Raw genomic sequence first — 16703 nt, 5'->3', positions numbered from 1 at the left:
GGCGTGGGAGAGTCGGGCATGCTCTCCGATCTCAGCCTCTTCGAGAAAAGCGACTTCAAGGAAATCCGGGGCCGGGCCTTCGAAAAATGCAAGGTGAGATTTCCCGAGGACAACAACGACGGGCACATGGACGCCTTCCGGCACGCCTACTGGAACGCTCTGATGGCTCAGCCCTTCGGTATGGACTGGGTGGCACGCTACGGAACGGCCCACGAGCGGCTGCCCGGGAACCCGCCGGACCGCGAAGCCATGGATCTCCACAACCACGAGATCGGGCGCCGCATCACGCTGAACAACCCGACAGCCGGTCCTGCCGAACCGGCGGCGAAAATCCAGGAGGCGGTGCAGGGCGGGAAGACCGTGGTGATCGATCGCGACGGGAAACTCGTACCCAGCGACAAGGTGGAAAAGGGCTGCCGGGGCGCGCGCAGGTGTGCGCGTTGTTTCAGTTCGTCGTCGTCGACCAGGACGAGCATGGGCTGCCCCGGCACGCAGAGCATGGTGACGACGAAGCGCAGGCGCGTATCGGTGCGGTTGTTGCCGTCCTGGTAGTGGATGACGTCCCCGCCGGGCTCCCAGAACGTCTCCCCGGCTCGGACGGTCCACGCCTCCGAGCACGGCTGCTCGTGGCTGCCGGGCATGCCCGGTCCTCCATCCGGGCGTCCCCCGGACCGCTGTCTACCCTGGAACCGCCCGTCGCCCACGGCTCACGAAGGAGAGTTGCGTGTCCAGCACATCGAGCGTCCCCGCTCCCCGTCCGGCTTCGGACGGTTCCTGTGTTCTGCTCAAGCACGGGGAGGTCTTCCTCAGGGGACGTAACCGCCATCTCTTCGTCCGGCGCCTGCACGACAACCTCCGGATCGCGCTGCGGGACATCGGCGGATCGACGTGGATCAAGGACTCCCGCCATGTCACCGTCCTGGGCGGGGAGGTGCCTCAGGACGCCTTGGTGGAGCGGGCCCGCCGGGTGATCGGGTTCCATTCCGTCGAGCCCGCGGTCCGGGTTCCGAGCACCCTGGACGACATCACGGCGGCAGCCGTGCGGGCGCTGGAGGCGGTCCGTGCCGAGCGTCCGGTGGGCAGCTTCGCCGTGCGGGCGAAGCGCCGGGACAAGAGCTTCACGATGAATTCGTCCGGTCTTGAGGCGTATGTGGGCGCGCGGGTGCTGGAGGCCTGCGGAGGGCTGCGGGTGGACCTGTCGCGCCCCGATGTGCGGGTGAGCATCGAGGTCGAGCACGCGCAGACGTACGTGTCGGTGACGCGGTACCAGGGGCGGGGCGGGCTGCCGGTCGGCTCCAGCGGGCGCGCCCTGGTGCTGCTCTCCGGAGGGTACGACTCGCCGGTGGCCGCCTACCGTGCCATGCGCCGGGGTCTGGCCTGCGACTTCGTGCACTTCACCGGCGCCCCGTACACGAACGCCTCCTCGGTCTACAAGGCGTACGCCCTCGCCCGCGAGCTCAACCGCTGCCAGCCGCCGGGCCGTCTCCATGTCGTCGCTCTCGGGCAGGCGCAGAAGCAGCTCGCGGTGGCCGGTGCCGGGAGGCTTCAGGTCGTCGCGCAGCGGCGGCTGATGTTCCGTACCGCTTCGGCGCTGGCCGCACGGACGCGGGCCGAGGCACTGGTGACGGGTGACAGTCTGGGGCAGGTGGCCAGTCAGACGCTGGCGAACCTGGCCGCCGTGGACGAGGCCGCGGCGCTCCCGGTCCTGCGTCCGCTGGTCGGCTGGGAGAAGCAGGAGATCATCGACGAGGCCCGCGCCCTCGGTACGGCGCAGATATCCGTACTGCCCGACGAGGACTGCTGCAAGCTGCTCGCCCCGCCCCGCGTCGCCACCCGGGCCGCATTGCCGGACCTGCGGGCCGTGGAGAAGCGGCTCGAACTGGACGAGGTGGTGGACGGGCTGCTGGGCGGGGTGCAGACGATGGTTCCGGGAGAGGACGTGGCCGAGGGAGACGGGAGCGGGGACGGTCTCGACGGCGACAGCGGTGGCGACGACGGCGCCCGTGCCGCCACGGACCGTTCGTGTCTCATTTCACGTTCCGTCATGTGAACAGGGGTGTCCGTACGGCGGTTGGCCGATCTAGTGTGTCCGGTGCAGCTGGTTCGCCCTGCCCGCCAGGCAGACGCGTCGTAAGAGGGAACCCGGTGGGAATCCGGGACTGCCCCGCAGCGGTGAGCGGGAACGACCGCCGTCATACGCACTGGATCCGGGCCGCGGATCCGGGAAGCGACGGCCAGTAGGTGTCCGCCGGACAATGATCCGGCAGGCGTGCCCGCGAGTCCGAAGACCTGCCCGTTGCCCGCGTGCGTCCATACGTGCGCGGACATCTCGGTGACCTCGTGGGCGGGTCGGCGGACACAGCAGGCGGGCATGAGCGTCCTCGGGCGCCGCACGGCTCGTCCGGTGCGTCATTCCTTCGCGTTCTCGTCCCGTCACCGGGTTCGGAGAAGATCACGCTCGCGAAGGAGAGTTCCGTGACAGCGAAGCCCGCAGCCGCGGCAGCACGGGCCACCGTGTACGGCTACCCCCGCCAGGGTCAGAACCGGGAACTGAAGAAGGCCGTCGAGGGTTACTGGAAGGGCCGCGTCACCGCGGACGCCCTGCTGGAGACCGCGAAGGACCTGCGCCGTTCGAACTGGCAGCAGCTGGCCGACGCCGGCATCCACGAGGTACCGACCGGTGACTTCTCGTACTACGACCACGTGCTGGACACCAGCGTCATGGTCGGCGCTGTCCCGGAACGGCACCGCGCCGCCGTCGAGGCCGACGCCCTGGACGGCTACTTCGCGATGGCGCGCGGCACGCAGGACGTCGCGCCGCTGGAGATGACCAAGTGGTTCGACACCAACTACCACTACCTGGTGCCGGAGCTGGGGCCGGACACGGTGTTCGCCACCCACTCCGCCAAGCAGGCCGGCGAGGTGCGGGAGGCGCTCGCGCTCGGCCACACCCCGCGTCCGGTGCTCGTCGGCCCGGTCACCTACCTCCTGCTGTCCAAGCCCGCGCCCGGTGTCGCCGCCGACTTCGATCCGCTGACCCTGCTCGACCGGCTGCTGCCCGTCTACTCGGAGGTCCTGGCCGATCTCCGCGCGGCCGGCGCCTCGTGGGTGCAGCTGGACGAGCCGGCCCTGGTGCAGGACCGCACCCCGGCCGACCTCAACGCCGCCGAGCGCGCCTACCGCGTCCTCGGCGGCCTCACCGACCGCCCGAAGCTGCTGGTCGCCTCGTACTTCGACCAGCTCGGCGAGGCCCTGCCGGTCCTCGCCAAGGCTCCGGTCGACGGCCTGGCGCTGGACTTCACCGAGGCGGCCGCGGGCAACCTGGACGCCCTCGCCGCCGTGGGCGGCCTGCCCGGCAAGCGCCTGGTCGCCGGTGTCGTCAACGGCCGCAACATCTGGATCAACGACTTCGAGAAGTCGCTCGGCACGCTCGGTACGCTGCTGGGCCTGGCCGACCGGGTCGACGTGGCGGCCTCCTGCTCCCTGCTGCACGTCCCGCTGGACGCCACCGCCGAACGGGACATCGACCCGCAGGTCCTGCGCTGGCTGGCGTTCGCCCGGCAGAAGAGCACCGAGATCGCCACGCTGGCCCGCGGTCTCGCGCAGGGCACCGACACAATCGCCGCCGAGCTGGCCGCCAACCGCGCGAACCTGGCGTCCCGCGCCGGTTCCGCGATCACTCACGACCCCGCCGTACGGGACCGCGCCGCCGCCGTCACCGATGCCGACGGCCGCCGCTCGGCGCCGTACGCGGAGCGGACCACCGCCCAGCGGGCCCATCTGGGCCTGCCCCTGCTGCCGACCACCACCATCGGCTCCTTCCCGCAGACCGCCGAACTGCGCACCGCGCGGGCCGATCTGCGCGCGGGGCGCATCGACACGGCCGGGTACGAGGAGCGCATCCGGCACGAGATCGGCGAGGTCCTCTCCTTCCAGGAGAAGGCGGGCATCGACGTCCTCGTGCACGGCGAGCCCGAACGCAACGACATGGTGCAGTACTTCGCCGAGCAGCTGACGGGGTACCTCGCCACGCAGCACGGCTGGGTCCAGTCGTACGGCACGCGGTACGTCCGTCCGCCGGTCCTCGCGGGTGACATCTCGCGGCCCGCGCCGATGACCGTGCGGTGGACGCGGTACGCGCAGTCGCTCACCGACCGGCCGGTCAAGGGCATGCTGACGGGCCCGGTCACCATGCTCGCCTGGTCGTTCGTCCGCGACGACCAGCCGCTGGGCGACACCGCCCGCCAGGTGGCGCTGGCCCTGCGCGACGAGGTCGGCGACCTGGAGGCGGCCGGCACCTCGGTGATCCAGGTGGACGAGCCGGCGCTGCGCGAGACGCTGCCGCTGCGCGCCGCCGGACGGCCCGGCTACCTCGCCTGGGCCACCGAGTCGTTCCGCCTCACCACCGGCGGGGTGCGGGACCGTACGCAGATCCACACGCACATGTGCTACGCCGAGTTCGGTGACATCGTCCGGGCCATCGACGATCTCGACGCCGACGTCATCAGCCTGGAGGCGGCCCGCTCGCACATGCAGGTGGCCCGCGAGCTGGCCGAGCACGGCTATCCGCGGGAGGCCGGTCCCGGCGTGTACGACATCCACTCCCCCCGCGTGCCGAGTGCCGGGGAAGCGGCGAGTCTGCTGCGCGAGGGGCTGGGCGCCATTCCGGCCGAGCGTCTGTGGGTCAATCCGGACTGCGGTCTGAAGACGCGCGGCTGGCCCGAGACCCGGGCGTCGCTGGAGAACCTCGTCACCGCCGCGCGGACGGTCCGGGCGGAGCTGCCGTCGGCCTGATCCGGTGACGGCTGGGAGGGTGCGCCCGCGCGCTCTCCCAGCCGTTTTTCTTTTGGCTTGCACGGCGCGCGGAGCAGGTCGACGGCGACCGCTCCGCCTCCAACTTAGGGTCACCTTACCACTAGTCCGAACACAAGATATGGGGCGACATCGCGCATCCGTATCGACATGTAGTGTTGCCGGTGCTGGTGGTTCGCCGGGCGCAGTCGCGCTCGGCGAGGCAAGAGGGAACCCGGTGCGAGTCCGGGACTGCCCCGCAGCGGTGAGCGGGAACGACCGCCGTCACACGCACTGGATCCGGTCAGCGGATCCGGGAAGCGACGGCCGGTAGGTGTCCGCCGGACGTATCCGGCAGGCGTGCCCGCGAGTCCGAAGACCTGCCACCGGTGCGCACGCCGTGCCGCCATGGCGTGCGCGCTCCGAGGCCCCGCGGGAGGGCCGCGTGGCCGTCGTACGGACCGACCGGGCTTTCGGCACTGCCGACTTCCGGTGACCGTTCCGTGCACACCGCCGCTCCTCCTCCCCGGTCCTCGGACGGACGTGGGTACGAGCGAGAGGAGGCGGCGGAACGTGAGCGGTCTTGTGTACTTCTCCAGCGTCTCGGAGAACACCAGGCGCTTCGTGGACCGGCTCGGGCTGCCGGCGCAGCGCATCCCCCTGCACCCCCACCGGGACGGGATGCCCCGGATCACGGGCCCGTACGTGCTGATCGTGCCGACCTACGGCGGTGATCAGGGCGGCGCGGTGCCCAAGCAGGTGATCCGCTTTCTCAACGACCCGGTCAGCCGGTCGTTGCTGCGCGGGGTGATCGCCTCGGGAAACACCAACTTCGGCGCGGCGTACTGCCGGGCCGGGCGGGTGATCTCGGCGAAGTGCGGGGTGCCGGAGCTGTACAGATTCGAATTGCTGGGCACGGAGCGCGATGTCCGTGCCGTCAGGGAAGGGCTGGAGACGTTTTGGACACGACACTCGGCGGAGGCGGCGTGAGCACGGTGACCACGGCGGACGCGACGGACGCGCCCGGAGGGCCCGCGGTGGCCGGGCCGCGGGCGCAGCGCGAATCGGTCGGGGCGCGCAAGGACTACCACGCGCTCAACGCGATGCTGAACATCTACGACTGCGACGGCCGCATCCAGTTCGACCGGGACCGGGAAGCCGTCCGCCAGTACTTCGTCCAGCACGTGAACCCGAACACGGTGGTCTTCCCGACGCTGGACGAGAAGATCGCCTACCTCGTCGAGAACGCGTACTACGAGGAAGCCACGGTCCGCAGCTACCCGTGGGCCTTCGTGAAGGACCTGTACCGGCAGGCGTACGCGCACCGGCACCGGTTCGCGACGTTCCTCGGCGCGTTCAAGTTCGCCACCTCCTACGCGCTCAAGACGTTCGACGGCACGCGCTACCTGGAACGCTTCGAGGACCGGGTCGCCGCCACCGCCCTCTGCCTCGGCGACGGCGACGAGCAGCTCGCCTCCCGGCTGGTCGACGAGATCATGACGGGCCGCTTCCAGCCGGCCACGCCGACGTTCCTCAACGCCGGAAAGGCCCAGCGCGGCGAGCTGGTCTCCTGCTTCCTGCTGCGCATGGAGGACAACCTGGAGTCCATCGGACGCGGCATCAACTCCGCCCTCCAGCTCTCCAAGCGCGGCGGCGGCGTCGCCCTGCTGCTGACCAACCTGCGCGAGCAGGGCGCCCCGATCAAGAAGATCGAGAACCAGTCGTCCGGTGTCGTGCCGGTGATGAAGCTGCTGGAGGACTCCTTCTCGTACGCCAACCAGCTCGGCGCCCGCCAGGGCGCGGGCGCGGTGTACCTGCACGCCCACCACCCGGACATCATGCGGTTCCTGGACACCAAGCGGGAGAACGCGGACGAGAAGATCCGGATCAAGACCCTCTCCCTGGGCGTGGTGGTCCCGGACATCACCTTCGAACTGGCCAAGCAGAACCGGGACATGCACCTGTTCTCCCCGTACGACGTCGAGCGGGAGTACGGCCGCCCGCTGTCGGACCTGTCCGTCACCGAGCACTACGACGAACTGGTGGCGCACCCGCGGATCCGCTCCACGACGATCAGCGCCCGGGAACTCTTCAAGACCATCGCGGAGCTCCAGTTCGAGTCCGGCTACCCGTACCTGCTGTTCGAGGACACCGTCAACCGGGCCAACCCCGTCGAGGGCTGGATCAACATGTCCAACCTCTGCTCGGAGATCCTCCAGGTCAACGCGCCCAGTACGTACGACGACGCCCTCGGCTACGAGACGGTGGGCAAGGACATCTCCTGCAACCTCGGCTCGCTCAACATCGCGGCCGCCATGGCCGCCCCCGACCTCGGCGCCACCGTCGAGACCGCAGTACGGGGCCTGACCTCGGTCTCGGACCGGTCCGACATCGGCGCGGTGCCGTCGGTCGCGCACGGCAACGACCTCTCGCACGCCATCGGGCTCGGCCAGATGAACCTGCACGGCTATCTCGCCTCGCAGCGCATCGCGTACGGCAGCGAGGAGGGCGTGGACTTCACCAACATCTACTTCTACGCCGTCACCTACCACGCCCTGCGCGCCTCCAACCGGCTGGCGGCCGAACGCGGTACGGCCTTCGACGGCTTCGCCCGCTCCCGCTACGCCGACGGCTCGTACTTCGACAAGTACACCGAGCAGGACTGGGAGCCCGCCACCGCGCGCGTCCGTACGCTCTTCGCCGACGCCGGCGTGCGCATCCCCACCCGTGCCGACTGGCGGGACCTCAAGGCGTCGGTGGCCGCGCACGGCATCTACAACGCGTACCTCCAGGCCGTGCCGCCCACCGGGTCGATCAGCTACATCAACCACGCGACCGCGTCCCTGCACCCCGTCGCCGCCAAGGTCGAGATCCGCAAGGAAGGCAAGCTGGGCCGGGTGTACTTCCCCGCACCCCACATGGACAACGACAACCTGGAGTACTTCGAGGACGCGTACGAGATCGGCCACGAAAAGATCATCGACACCTACGCGGCCGCGACCCAGCACGTCGACCAGGGGCTGAGCTGCACGCTCTTCTTCCGCGACGCCGCCACCACCCGCGACCTCAACAAGGCCCAGATCCACGCCTGGCGCAAGGGCATCAAAACGCTCTACTACATCCGCCTCCGGCAGGAGGCACTGTCCGGCACGGAGATCGAGAACTGCCTGTCCTGCGCCCTGTGAAGCCGTACGCGCCCGGAACCCCGCCCCCGAACCTCCTGCCGCACGTCGAAAGTCCCACGATGACCACCACACCCGCCGCCCCGCGGCCGGACCTCTCCCGCACGCCGCCGGCCTACCGGCACGACCCGTCCGCCCGGCTCCGCCCCGTCAACTGGAACCGCGTCACCGACGAGAAGGACCTGGAGGTCTGGAACCGGCTCACCGCCAACTTCTGGCTTCCCGAGAAGGTCCCGCTCTCCAACGACATCGGCGCCTGGCAGCAGCGGCTGACCGCCGAAGAACGCACCCTGACCATGCGGGTGTTCACCGGCCTGACCCTCCTGGACACCGTCCAGGCCACCGTCGGCGAGATCGCGCAGATCCAGGACGCCCGCACCGAGCACGAGGAGGCCGTCTACACCAACATCGCCTTCATGCAGGCGGTGCACGCCCGCAGCTACTCCTCGGTGTTCTCCACCCTCTCGAACACCCCGGAGATCGACGACTCCTACCGCTGGGCCGTCGAGAACGACCTGCTGCAACAGCGCGCCAAGCGGGTCCTGGAGCACTACTACGGCGACGACCCGCTCAAGCGCAAGGTCGCCTCCACCCTGCTCTCCTCCCTCCTCCTGTACGCCGGCTTCTACCTCCCCCTGCACTTCTCCTGCCACGCCCTGCTCACCAACACGGCCGACATGATCCGCCTGATCCTGCGGGACAAGGCCGTCCACGGCTACTACTCCGGCTACAAGTACCAACGCGGCCTGGAGGCGCAGCCGGCCGCGCGGCAGGAGGAGATGCGGGAGTTCACCCACGCCCTGCTGGACGAGCTGTACGAGCTGGAGCTGGCCTATTCGGGAGAGCTGTACGAGCCGCTCGGCCTCATGGACGACGTCGCCACCTTCGTCCGCTACAACGCGAACAAGGCGCTGATGAACCTGGGTTACCCCGCCCGCTTCGCCCCCGAAGAGACCGAGGTCAACCCGGAGATCCTCGCCGCCCTCTCCCCCGGCGCCGACGAGAACCACGACTTCTTCTCCGGCTCCGGCTCCTCGTACGTCATGGGCACGGCGGAGGACACCGCGGACGACGACTGGGACTTCTGACGGGTCCGGCGCGTACTGACGTCGCGCACCGCCCGCCGGACCTCTTCGGCGGGCGGGCGGTGCGCGGTGCGTCGTGAGCCCTGGACGGTCCCGGCAGCCTCGGCAGCCTTGGCAGCCTTGGCAGTCTTGGCAATGGACCGGGCGAAGATTCGCAGAAGTTGGCACCACTCCACACTTGATGGCACTCAGTGCCACTGCAAGAGTCTTCCTACGGCTGGAACGGCACCACGTGCCATGCCGTTCGCACCCTTCGCACGCACCACGCGCCGCACGCGATCCGGGAGATGCCCATGTCCACCACCGAACTGACCGGCCACGTCCAGGTGCTCGGCACACCGGGCCACCGCTTCGGCGAGATCCTCACCCCCGCCGCACTGGACTTCGTCGGGCGCCTCGCCACGGCCTTCGCCGACCGCTACCACGAGATGCTCACCGAACGGCGCCGCCGCTCGCTGCGCCTCTCCTCCGGGTCGCCCCTCGACTTCTCACGGGCCACCGCCGCCGTCCGCGCCGACCCGCACTGGCGGGTCGCACCGCCCGCGCCGGGCCTCACCGACCGCCGCGTGGAGATCACCGGCCCGCCGGACCGGCGCACGACGGTCGAGGCGCTCAACTCCGGGGCCCAGGTGTGGCTGGCCGACTTCGAGGACGCCACCTCCCCCACCTGGGACAACATCATCGGCGGGCAGCTGAACCTGCTGGACGCCATCGAACGGCGCATCGACTTCGTCACGCCCGACGGCAGGGAGTACCGGCTGGGCGACCACCTCGCGACCATCGTCGTCCGCCCCCGGGGCTGGCACCTGACCGAGCACCATCTCCGGGTCGACGGCCGCCCCGTGCCCGCCTCGCTCGTCGACTTCGGCCTCTACTTCTTCCACTGCGCGAGGCGGCAGACCGCCGCCGGATCCGGCCCGTACTTCTACCTTCCCAAGCTGGAGAACGCCTGCGACGCCCGGCTGTGGAACGACGTCTTCCTGCTCGCCCAGGACCTGCTCGGCATCCCCCGGGGCACCGTCCGCGCCACCGTCCTGATCGAGACGGTCACCGCGGCCTTCGAGATGGAGGAGATCCTCTACGAGCTGCGCGAACACAGCGCCGGGCTCAACGCGGGCCGCTGGGACTACCTCTTCAGCCTCATCAAGACGTTCGCGCACCGGCCCGACTTCTCCCTCCCGGACCGTACGAAGGTCACCATGACCGCGCCGTTCCTGCGGGCCTACACCGATCTGCTGGTGCGCACCTGCCACCGGCGCGGCGCACACGCCATAGGCGGCATGACCGCGCACGTCCCCGGACCCGATGCCGCGGCCGACGGGGCGGCGCTCGCCGGGGTGCGGCTCGACAAGGAGCGCGAGGCGGAGGACGGCTTCGACGGGACGTGGGTCGCCCACCCCGGGCTCGTCCCCTTCTGCCGCGGCATCTTCGACGGCGTGCTGAACGGGCGGCCGCACCAGATGGACCGCATGCGCGACGACGTCGAAGTCACGGCCGACCAGCTCCTGGCCGTCCGGCGCACCGCGGGGCCGCCGACCGAGCAGGGCGTGCGCGCCAACCTCGGCCTCGCGCTGCGCTACTTCGAGGCCTGGCTGCGCGGCACCGGCGCCGTGGCTCTCGACGGCCTGATGGAGGACGCGGCAGCCGCCGAGATCGCCCGCAGCCAGATCTGGCAGTGGCTGCGCCACGGCGCCATCGACCGCGAAACACTGTCCCGGCTCCTCGACGAGGAGTGCGCCGCGTGGGCGAAGGAGGACCCGCGGGCCCTGGCCGCCGAGGCCCGCGAGATCCTCGGACGCACGGCTCTGGAGCGCGAACTTCCGGCCTTCTTCACCGCGGACGCCTATGCCCGGTACCTGGTCCGGGACGCGGAGGCGGGGGGCCGCACGGACGACCGGGGCTGAGGGGCCCCGGTATGCCGCCGGGGTGAGGGTCCCGGTCGCAGGCCGGGCGGGCGCGGAGCAGAACTGAGGCTGCTCCGCGCCCGCCCGTTGGCGGTCAGCCGTCGGCGGTCAGCCGTTGTCCGGGCTCTCCAGGACGAGTTGCAGTTCGACTTCCTGGTCGCCCGACACCGTCCCTTCGGTACGGACGGAGAACGCGCGCGTCAGGACGTCCCGCAGCCGGTCCACCGCCAGGTGGCTGCCCTGGAGGTCGACGGTGACGGCGGCGGACAGTCCCGCGTTCTTCTTGACGTCGCCGCGTACTTCCGAGGTCTCGAAAGTCTCGGTCCAGACCGTCGGGTGGCCGGGCTGCTTCGGCTGCTCGTGCGGGGTGTCGCCGTCGGCGCGGTCGGAGGCGAAGCAGCTGCGCAGCGTGCCGAAGACGGCCTCGGCGTCGGCCGGGGACTGTGCGCTGAGCACGGCTTGCGCCGGCTCGTCGGTGTGGGGTGTGCGGGTCATGTGGGCTGTGTCCTCTCCGCGCTGTGCGTTGTGGTGGTACGGCGGGCTTCCTTGGCCGCCCGTTGGGGTACGACGGTGTATTTCGGGTCCTCGGCGGAGGCGATGCCGGCCGCGAAGATCCCGAAGCGGGTGCACGCGGAACCGGCGAGCAGGGCCAGACCACCGACGGCGGCCAGCGGGCGGGAGCGGCCCCCGCACACGGCGCCCACGGCGGCTCCGGCCGCGGTGAGCGCGCTCGCCGTACGCAGCAGCGTGCCCGCCCGCCCCTGGCGGTAGGTCTCCGCGACCATGCCGAGACGCCGTTCGGCGGCCTTGGTCACCGCTGCGTCGGCGACCGCGGCCAGCACCGCGGCGCAGCGGGCGGGCGCGGTCTCCCGTGCGGGGCCGACGACGAGCGCCATCCCGGAGGCGGCGGCCGTCGCCGACGCGGCGAACAGGTACGGGAGTTCGCGGTGCGCGCCGTGCCAGGCGGGGACGGCGGTGTCCGCCGCGAGGACCGCGGTGTACGTGGCGACGGCCGGTCCGAGGAGCGCGGCGGCGCCGGTGGCCGCCGCGCCCGCCCGGGGCAGCTTTCCGGTGACCGCGGAGGCCGCAGCGGCGCCCGCCGCGGGCCCGTAGGCGGCCAGCAGCCAGGAGCCGACGCTCATCGGTGAGGTCGGCTTGACGACCCGCAGCATGTTGGCGAACCGGTCCGGTCTGCCGAGGTCGTTGACGAGGGCGGCGGTGGACAGGGTGACCGCCACGACGGAGGAGACCTTCATCGCGGTCGCGGTGGTGGTGCGGCCCGTCGCGTGGGCTCCGGCGGCCAGTACCGATCCGGCGCCGGCCAGGCCGCCGAGGAAGAAGTACCCGGCGATGTCCCGGGCGCGCCAGGCGGGCGCCTTGATGACCGGCCTGCCGTAGTACGACGCGAACTCGGCCGGCGGCGCCATGAGCTGCTCGCCCCGGCCGCCCCGGCCACTCCGGCCGCGCTTGCCGCCGGGACCCTCGCGGGTGGCATCGGACCCGGTCATCGCCTTCCCCTCCGTCCGGTGACGCCGTCGAGGCGCTTCAGCGCGGGCACGGCGAACGACAGCGCGAGGCCGCCGGCCAGCGAGAGCGCCGCGGCGCCCGCGTGCTTCCACATGGCGGGCAGGTCACGGGTGGTGACGACGGGGTCCGGTGGCAGCCCGTAGACCTCGGGTTCGTCGAGGAGCAGGAAGAACGCGCCGTCCCCGCCGACGCCGTCGTCCGGTTCGTGCCCGTACAGCCGCGCGTCGGTGACGCCCGCCGCGTGCAGTTGGTCGACGCGGAGCGCGGCCCGCTCGCGGAGTTCGTCCAGCGGCCCGTACCGGATGGACTCGGTCGGGCACGCCTTGGCGCAGGCGGGTTCCTGTCCGGCGCCGAGCCGGTCGTAGCACATGGTGCATTTGAAGGCGCGGCCGTCGGCGGGGCGCTGCTCGATGACGCCGTACGGGCAGGCGGGTACGCAGTAGCCGCAGCCGTTGCAGATGTCCTCCTGGACGACGACCGTGCCGAATTCGGTGCGGAAGAGGGAGCCGGTGGGGCAGACGTCCAGGCACGCGGCGTGGGTGCAGTGTTTGCAGACGTCGGAGGACATCAGCCAGCGCAGGTCGCTGCCGGAACCGGGCGGGTCGCCCGGCCCGTCGGCCAGTGGCAGTTGCGCACGCCCTCCGGCGGTGACCGGCTGTTCGATGAACGCCACGTGCCGCCATGTCGAGGCGCCGAGCCCCTGGGTGTTGTCGTAGCTCATTCCGGTGAGGGTCAGGCCGTCCTCGGGCAGGGCGTTCCACTCCTTGCAGGCGACCTCGCACGCCTTGCAGCCGATGCACACCGACGTGTCGGTGAAGAAGCCCGTGCGTGGCGGTGCGCCGGAGTGGCCCGCGTCCCCGGCCGGGTCCGGTTCGACGCCGCCGAGCAGGTGATCGGTCACGGGCGGGGCTCCGTTCCGGTGGTCGCGTCGATGCCGGCGCGTGCGCGGTAGGCCGCGACCAGTTCCGGCAGGCCGGGGCCGCGCGGCCGGCGTCCCGGCCGGATGTCGGCGGTGAGCGCCTTGTCCTCCTGGATGTGGGCGTTGGGGTCGAGGGCGATGGCCACCAGTTCGTTGGCGGCGTCGCCGGTGACCACGCCGTTGGGTCCCCAGTGGAAGGGCAGGCCGATCTGGTGGACCGTACGGCCGTGCACGGTAAGGGGCGCGATCCGCCGGGTCACCATGACGCGGGCCTCGATGGCGTTGCGCGCGGTGATGATGGTGGCCCAGCCCATGTGCTCCAGGCCCCGTTCGGCGGCGAGCTGCGGGGAGACCTCGCAGAACAGCTCCGGCTGGAGTTCGGCGAGGTAGGGCGACCAGCGGCTCATGCCGCCCGCGGTGAAGTGCTCGGTGAGCCGGTGGGTGGTGACGATGTACGGGTAGACGTCTGCGCCCGGTTCGTCGCCGCTGGGGTGGTAGCGGTTGCCTTCGCGGGGGTGCAGGCGGCGGACCGGTGAGCGGGGCGTGGACGGGTACAGGGCGTTGCCGAACGGCGAGTCCTGGGGCTCGTAGTGGGTGGGCAGCGGCCCGTCCACCAGGCCGGCGGGCACGTACAGCCAGCCCTTGCCGTCCGCCTGCATGATGAACGGGTCGTCGCCGCGCAGCGCGTCGGGGCCGGTCGCGCCGTCCGGCGGTTCGTAGCCGGGCGCCCGGTCGGGGATGAAGTCCGGGACGTCGTGGCCGGTCCACTGCCCGTCCGCCTCGTCCCACCACACGTACGCCTTGCGTTCGCTCCACGGCGTGCCGTCCGGGGCGGCCGACGCGCGGTTGTAGAGGATGCGGCGGTTGGCGGGCCAGGCCCAGGCCCATTCCCTGGCGACCCAGTCCTGTTCGGTGTGCGGTTTCCTGCGGGCCGCCTGGTTGACGCCGTCCGCGTACACCCCGCAGTAGATCCAGCAGCCGCACCTCGTCGAGCCGTCGTCCTTCAGCTCCGTGTACGCGCTCAGCGGGGCGCCGTCCGGGCCGTGCCCGTTGATCTCGGCGAGGACGGCGGCGGCGACCGGCTCCTCCAGCGGCCCGTCCACCGGGTAGTCCCAGGTCAGGTCCTGTACGGGCCGGTCCATGGGGTCGGTGGAGGCGGCCAGCTTCGCCTTGATGCGCCGGCCGAGGTGGTACATGAACCACAGGTCGCTGCGGGCGTCGCCCCCGGGTTCGACGGCGGCGTGGTGCCACTGCACCCAGCGGTTGGTGTTGGTGAAGGAGCCGGACTTCTCGGTGTGCGCGGCGGCGGGGAAGAAGAACACCTCGGTGCCGATGTCCTCGGTGCGCAGCTCGCCGGTCTCGGTCTCCGGGCCGTCCTGCCACCAGGTCGCCGACTCGATGAGCGAGAAGTCCCGGACGACCAGCCACTCCAGGTTGGCCATGCCCAGGCGCTGCAGGCGGGTGTTGGCGGAACCGACGGCGGGGTTCTCGCCCATCAGGAAGTAGCCCTTGCAGACGCCGTCGAGCTGCGCCATGACGGTTTCGTACGTGGCGTGCGCGCCGGTCAGGCGCGGCAGGTGGTTGAAGCAGTAGTCGTTGCCGGCGGTGGCCGCGTCGCCGTAGTACGCCTTGAGCAGGCTGACGAAGTAGGCGCGCATGTCGCCCCAGAAGCCCTTTTCGGTGCGGCTCGACCGGACGAAGGTGTCCAGGTCCTCGTGCGCGTGGGCGTGCGGCATCGGCAGGTAGCCGGGCAGCAGGTTGAAGAGGGTGGGGATGTCGCTGGAGCCCTGGATGGAGGCGTGGCCGCGCAGGGCCTGGATGCCGCCGCCGGGGCGGCCGATGTTGCCGAGGAGCAGTTGCAGGATGCTGGCGGCCCGGATGTACTGCGCGCCGACCGAGTGCTGGGTCCAGCCGACCGCGTAGGCGAAGGCGCTGGTGCGGTCGCGGCCCGAATTCACGGTCAGGTCCTCGCACACCCGCAGGAACGTCTCCTGCGGCACTCCGCAGATCCGCTCGACCATCGCGGGGGTGTAGCGGGCGTAGTGGCGCTTGAGGACCTGGTAGACACAGCGCGGGTGCCGCAGCGTCTCGTCGCCGGGAGCGCGCTGCCCGGTGCGGGGGCCGCCGGAGCCGTACGACTCCGGGCCGCCGGCCTCCTGGACGCGGGCCTCGTACAGCGCGTCCACCTCGCCCGCCGGAGCCTGGACCTCGACGCCCTCGTACTGCCAGCTCAGCGTGTCGTAGTGGGTTCCGTCCTCGTCCAGGCCGGAGAAGACGCCGTCCAGGTCCTCGGTGTCCCGGAAGTCCTCGCCGACCAGGGTGGCGGCGTTGGTGTAGTTCAGGACGTACTCGCGGAAGTCCTTCTCCTCGGTCAGGACGTGGTTGATGATGCCGCCGAGGAAGGCGATGTCGCTGCCCGCCCGGATGGGGACGTGCAGGTCGGCCAGGGCGCTGGTCCGGGTGTAGCGCGGGTCGACGTGGATGACGCGGGCGCCGCGGGCCTTGGCCTCCATCACCCACTGGAAGCCGACGGGGTGCGCCTCGGCGAAGTTGGAGCCCTGGATGACGATGCAGTCGGCGTGCTGGAGGTCCTGCATGAACGTGGTCGCGCCGCCGCGCCCGAAGGAGGTGCCGAGACCGGCGACGGTGGAGCTGTGGCAGACCCGGGCCTGGTTCTCCACCTGGACCACGCCGAGGCCGGTCAGCAGCTTCTTGATGAGGTAGTTCTCCTCGTTGTCGAGGGTGGCGCCGCCCAGGCTCGCGATGCCCAGGGTGCGCGCCGTGTAGAGGCCCTCGTCGGACTCCCACTCCCAGGTGCGGCGGCGGGTCTCGACGACCCGGTCGGCGACCATGTCCATGGCCGTCTCCAGGTCCAGCGGCTCCCAGTCCGTGCCGTACGGGCGCCGGTAGAGCACCTGGTGGCGGCGGGACGAGCCGGTGGTGAGCTGGAGTGTCGCCGCTCCTTTCGGGCAGAGCCGGCCGCGGCTGACGGGCGAGTCCGGGTCCCCCTCGATCTGGACGACCTGCTCGTCCTTGACGTACACCTGCTGGCCGCAGCCGACCGCGCAGTACGGGCAGACGGAGCGCACCATCCGGTCGGCGGAGTCCGTGCGCGGGCGCAGCCGCTCCGTGTACGGCGACATCGCGGCGCGGCCCCGGCCCAGCGGGTCGCCACCGGTCAGCTGCCGGTACACGGGCCAGTCGCGAACCCGTTTGCGCACGCCCATCGCTTCTCCTCCAGCGTGTCTGCGGTCTGCCGCGGCGGATGCCCCTGGCTGCGGGTGCCCCTCAAAGG

General features: G+C 71.2%; 10 protein-coding genes, 2 pseudogenes and 2 riboswitches. Of the genes and pseudogenes, 7 read left to right on the top strand and 5 right to left on the bottom strand.

Translation table 11 applies throughout. The features are described 5' to 3' along the window. Positions 1–18: 18 nt before the first annotated feature. Positions 19–342 (top strand): annotated as a pseudogene (locus tag A6A06_RS43950) (DUF6973 domain-containing protein); the annotation flags it as partial. A 74-nt stretch (positions 343–416) separates the two neighbouring features. On the opposite strand, the pseudogene A6A06_RS42830 reads toward A6A06_RS43950, so the two are convergent. Continuing rightward, positions 417–599: pseudogene (locus tag A6A06_RS42830) on the bottom strand (cupin domain-containing protein); the annotation flags it as partial. A gap of 125 nt (positions 600–724) precedes the next feature. On the opposite strand from A6A06_RS42830, the gene thiI reads away from it, so the two are divergent. The 6 genes from thiI to aceB all read left to right on the top strand — a co-directional run bounded on the left by thiI (position 725) and on the right by aceB (position 10962). Continuing rightward, positions 725–2050, top strand: coding sequence for a tRNA uracil 4-sulfurtransferase ThiI (gene thiI / locus A6A06_RS18980; protein WP_079194134.1), 1326 nt, complete (start codon positions 725–727; stop codon positions 2048–2050). Between the two features lie 32 nt (positions 2051–2082). Then, a riboswitch (cobalamin riboswitch) is annotated at positions 2083–2311 on the top strand. 164 nt (positions 2312–2475) lie between these two features. After that, entirely contained in the window at positions 2476–4794 is a 2319-nt protein-coding gene (gene metE, locus A6A06_RS18975; protein ID WP_073762491.1) for a 5-methyltetrahydropteroyltriglutamate--homocysteine S-methyltransferase, read from the top strand. Between the two features lie 172 nt (positions 4795–4966). Continuing rightward, a riboswitch (cobalamin riboswitch) is annotated at positions 4967–5193 on the top strand. A 171-nt stretch (positions 5194–5364) separates the two neighbouring features. Continuing rightward, a complete protein-coding gene (gene nrdI, locus A6A06_RS18970) occupies positions 5365–5781 on the top strand; it encodes a class Ib ribonucleoside-diphosphate reductase assembly flavoprotein NrdI (RefSeq protein ID WP_073762490.1) in 417 nt (138 codons plus the stop codon). After that, positions 5778–7976: a class 1b ribonucleoside-diphosphate reductase subunit alpha gene (nrdE, locus tag A6A06_RS18965; RefSeq protein WP_443333760.1), complete on the top strand. Its 2199-nt coding sequence runs from the start codon at positions 5778–5780 to the stop codon at positions 7974–7976. The genes nrdI and nrdE overlap by 4 nt, the downstream gene beginning before the upstream one ends. 59 nt (positions 7977–8035) lie before the next feature. Beyond that, entirely contained in the window at positions 8036–9061 is a 1026-nt protein-coding gene (nrdF, locus tag A6A06_RS18960) for a class 1b ribonucleoside-diphosphate reductase subunit beta (protein ID WP_073763216.1), read from the top strand. Positions 9062–9351: 290 nt separating this feature from the next. Further along, a complete protein-coding gene (aceB, locus tag A6A06_RS18955) occupies positions 9352–10962 on the top strand; it encodes a malate synthase A (RefSeq protein WP_073762489.1) in 1611 nt (536 codons plus the stop codon). Positions 10963–11070: 108 nt separating this feature from the next. On the opposite strand, the gene A6A06_RS18950 is transcribed toward aceB, so the two are convergent. Genes A6A06_RS18950 through fdh form a run of 4 tightly spaced genes read right to left on the bottom strand, consistent with a single transcriptional unit; the run spans position 11071 to position 16635 of the window. Beyond that, positions 11071–11457 (bottom strand): hypothetical protein, encoded by a 387-nt coding sequence (locus tag A6A06_RS18950; protein ID WP_073762488.1) that lies wholly within the window; start codon positions 11455–11457, stop codon positions 11071–11073. After that, positions 11454–12470, bottom strand: coding sequence for an NrfD/PsrC family molybdoenzyme membrane anchor subunit (nrfD, locus tag A6A06_RS18945; protein WP_079194131.1), 1017 nt, complete (start codon positions 12468–12470; stop codon positions 11454–11456). Before nrfD ends, A6A06_RS18950 begins: the two co-directional genes overlap by 4 nt. After that, positions 12467–13390 (bottom strand): 4Fe-4S dicluster domain-containing protein, encoded by a 924-nt coding sequence (locus tag A6A06_RS18940; protein WP_073762487.1) that lies wholly within the window; start codon positions 13388–13390, stop codon positions 12467–12469. Before A6A06_RS18940 ends, nrfD begins: the two co-directional genes overlap by 4 nt. Beyond that, on the bottom strand, positions 13387–16635 hold the full coding sequence (gene fdh, locus A6A06_RS18935; protein WP_073762486.1) for a formate dehydrogenase: 3249 nt from the start codon (positions 16633–16635) through the stop codon (positions 13387–13389). Before fdh ends, A6A06_RS18940 begins: the two co-directional genes overlap by 4 nt. Positions 16636–16703 lie beyond the last annotated feature (68 nt).

Source organism: Streptomyces sp. CB02923 (genome assembly GCF_001905005.1).
Lineage (GTDB): Bacteria > Actinomycetota > Actinomycetes > Streptomycetales > Streptomycetaceae > Streptomyces.
The sequence above is the reverse complement of the archived record's forward strand: the minus strand, read 5'-3'. Positions and strand labels throughout refer to the sequence as shown.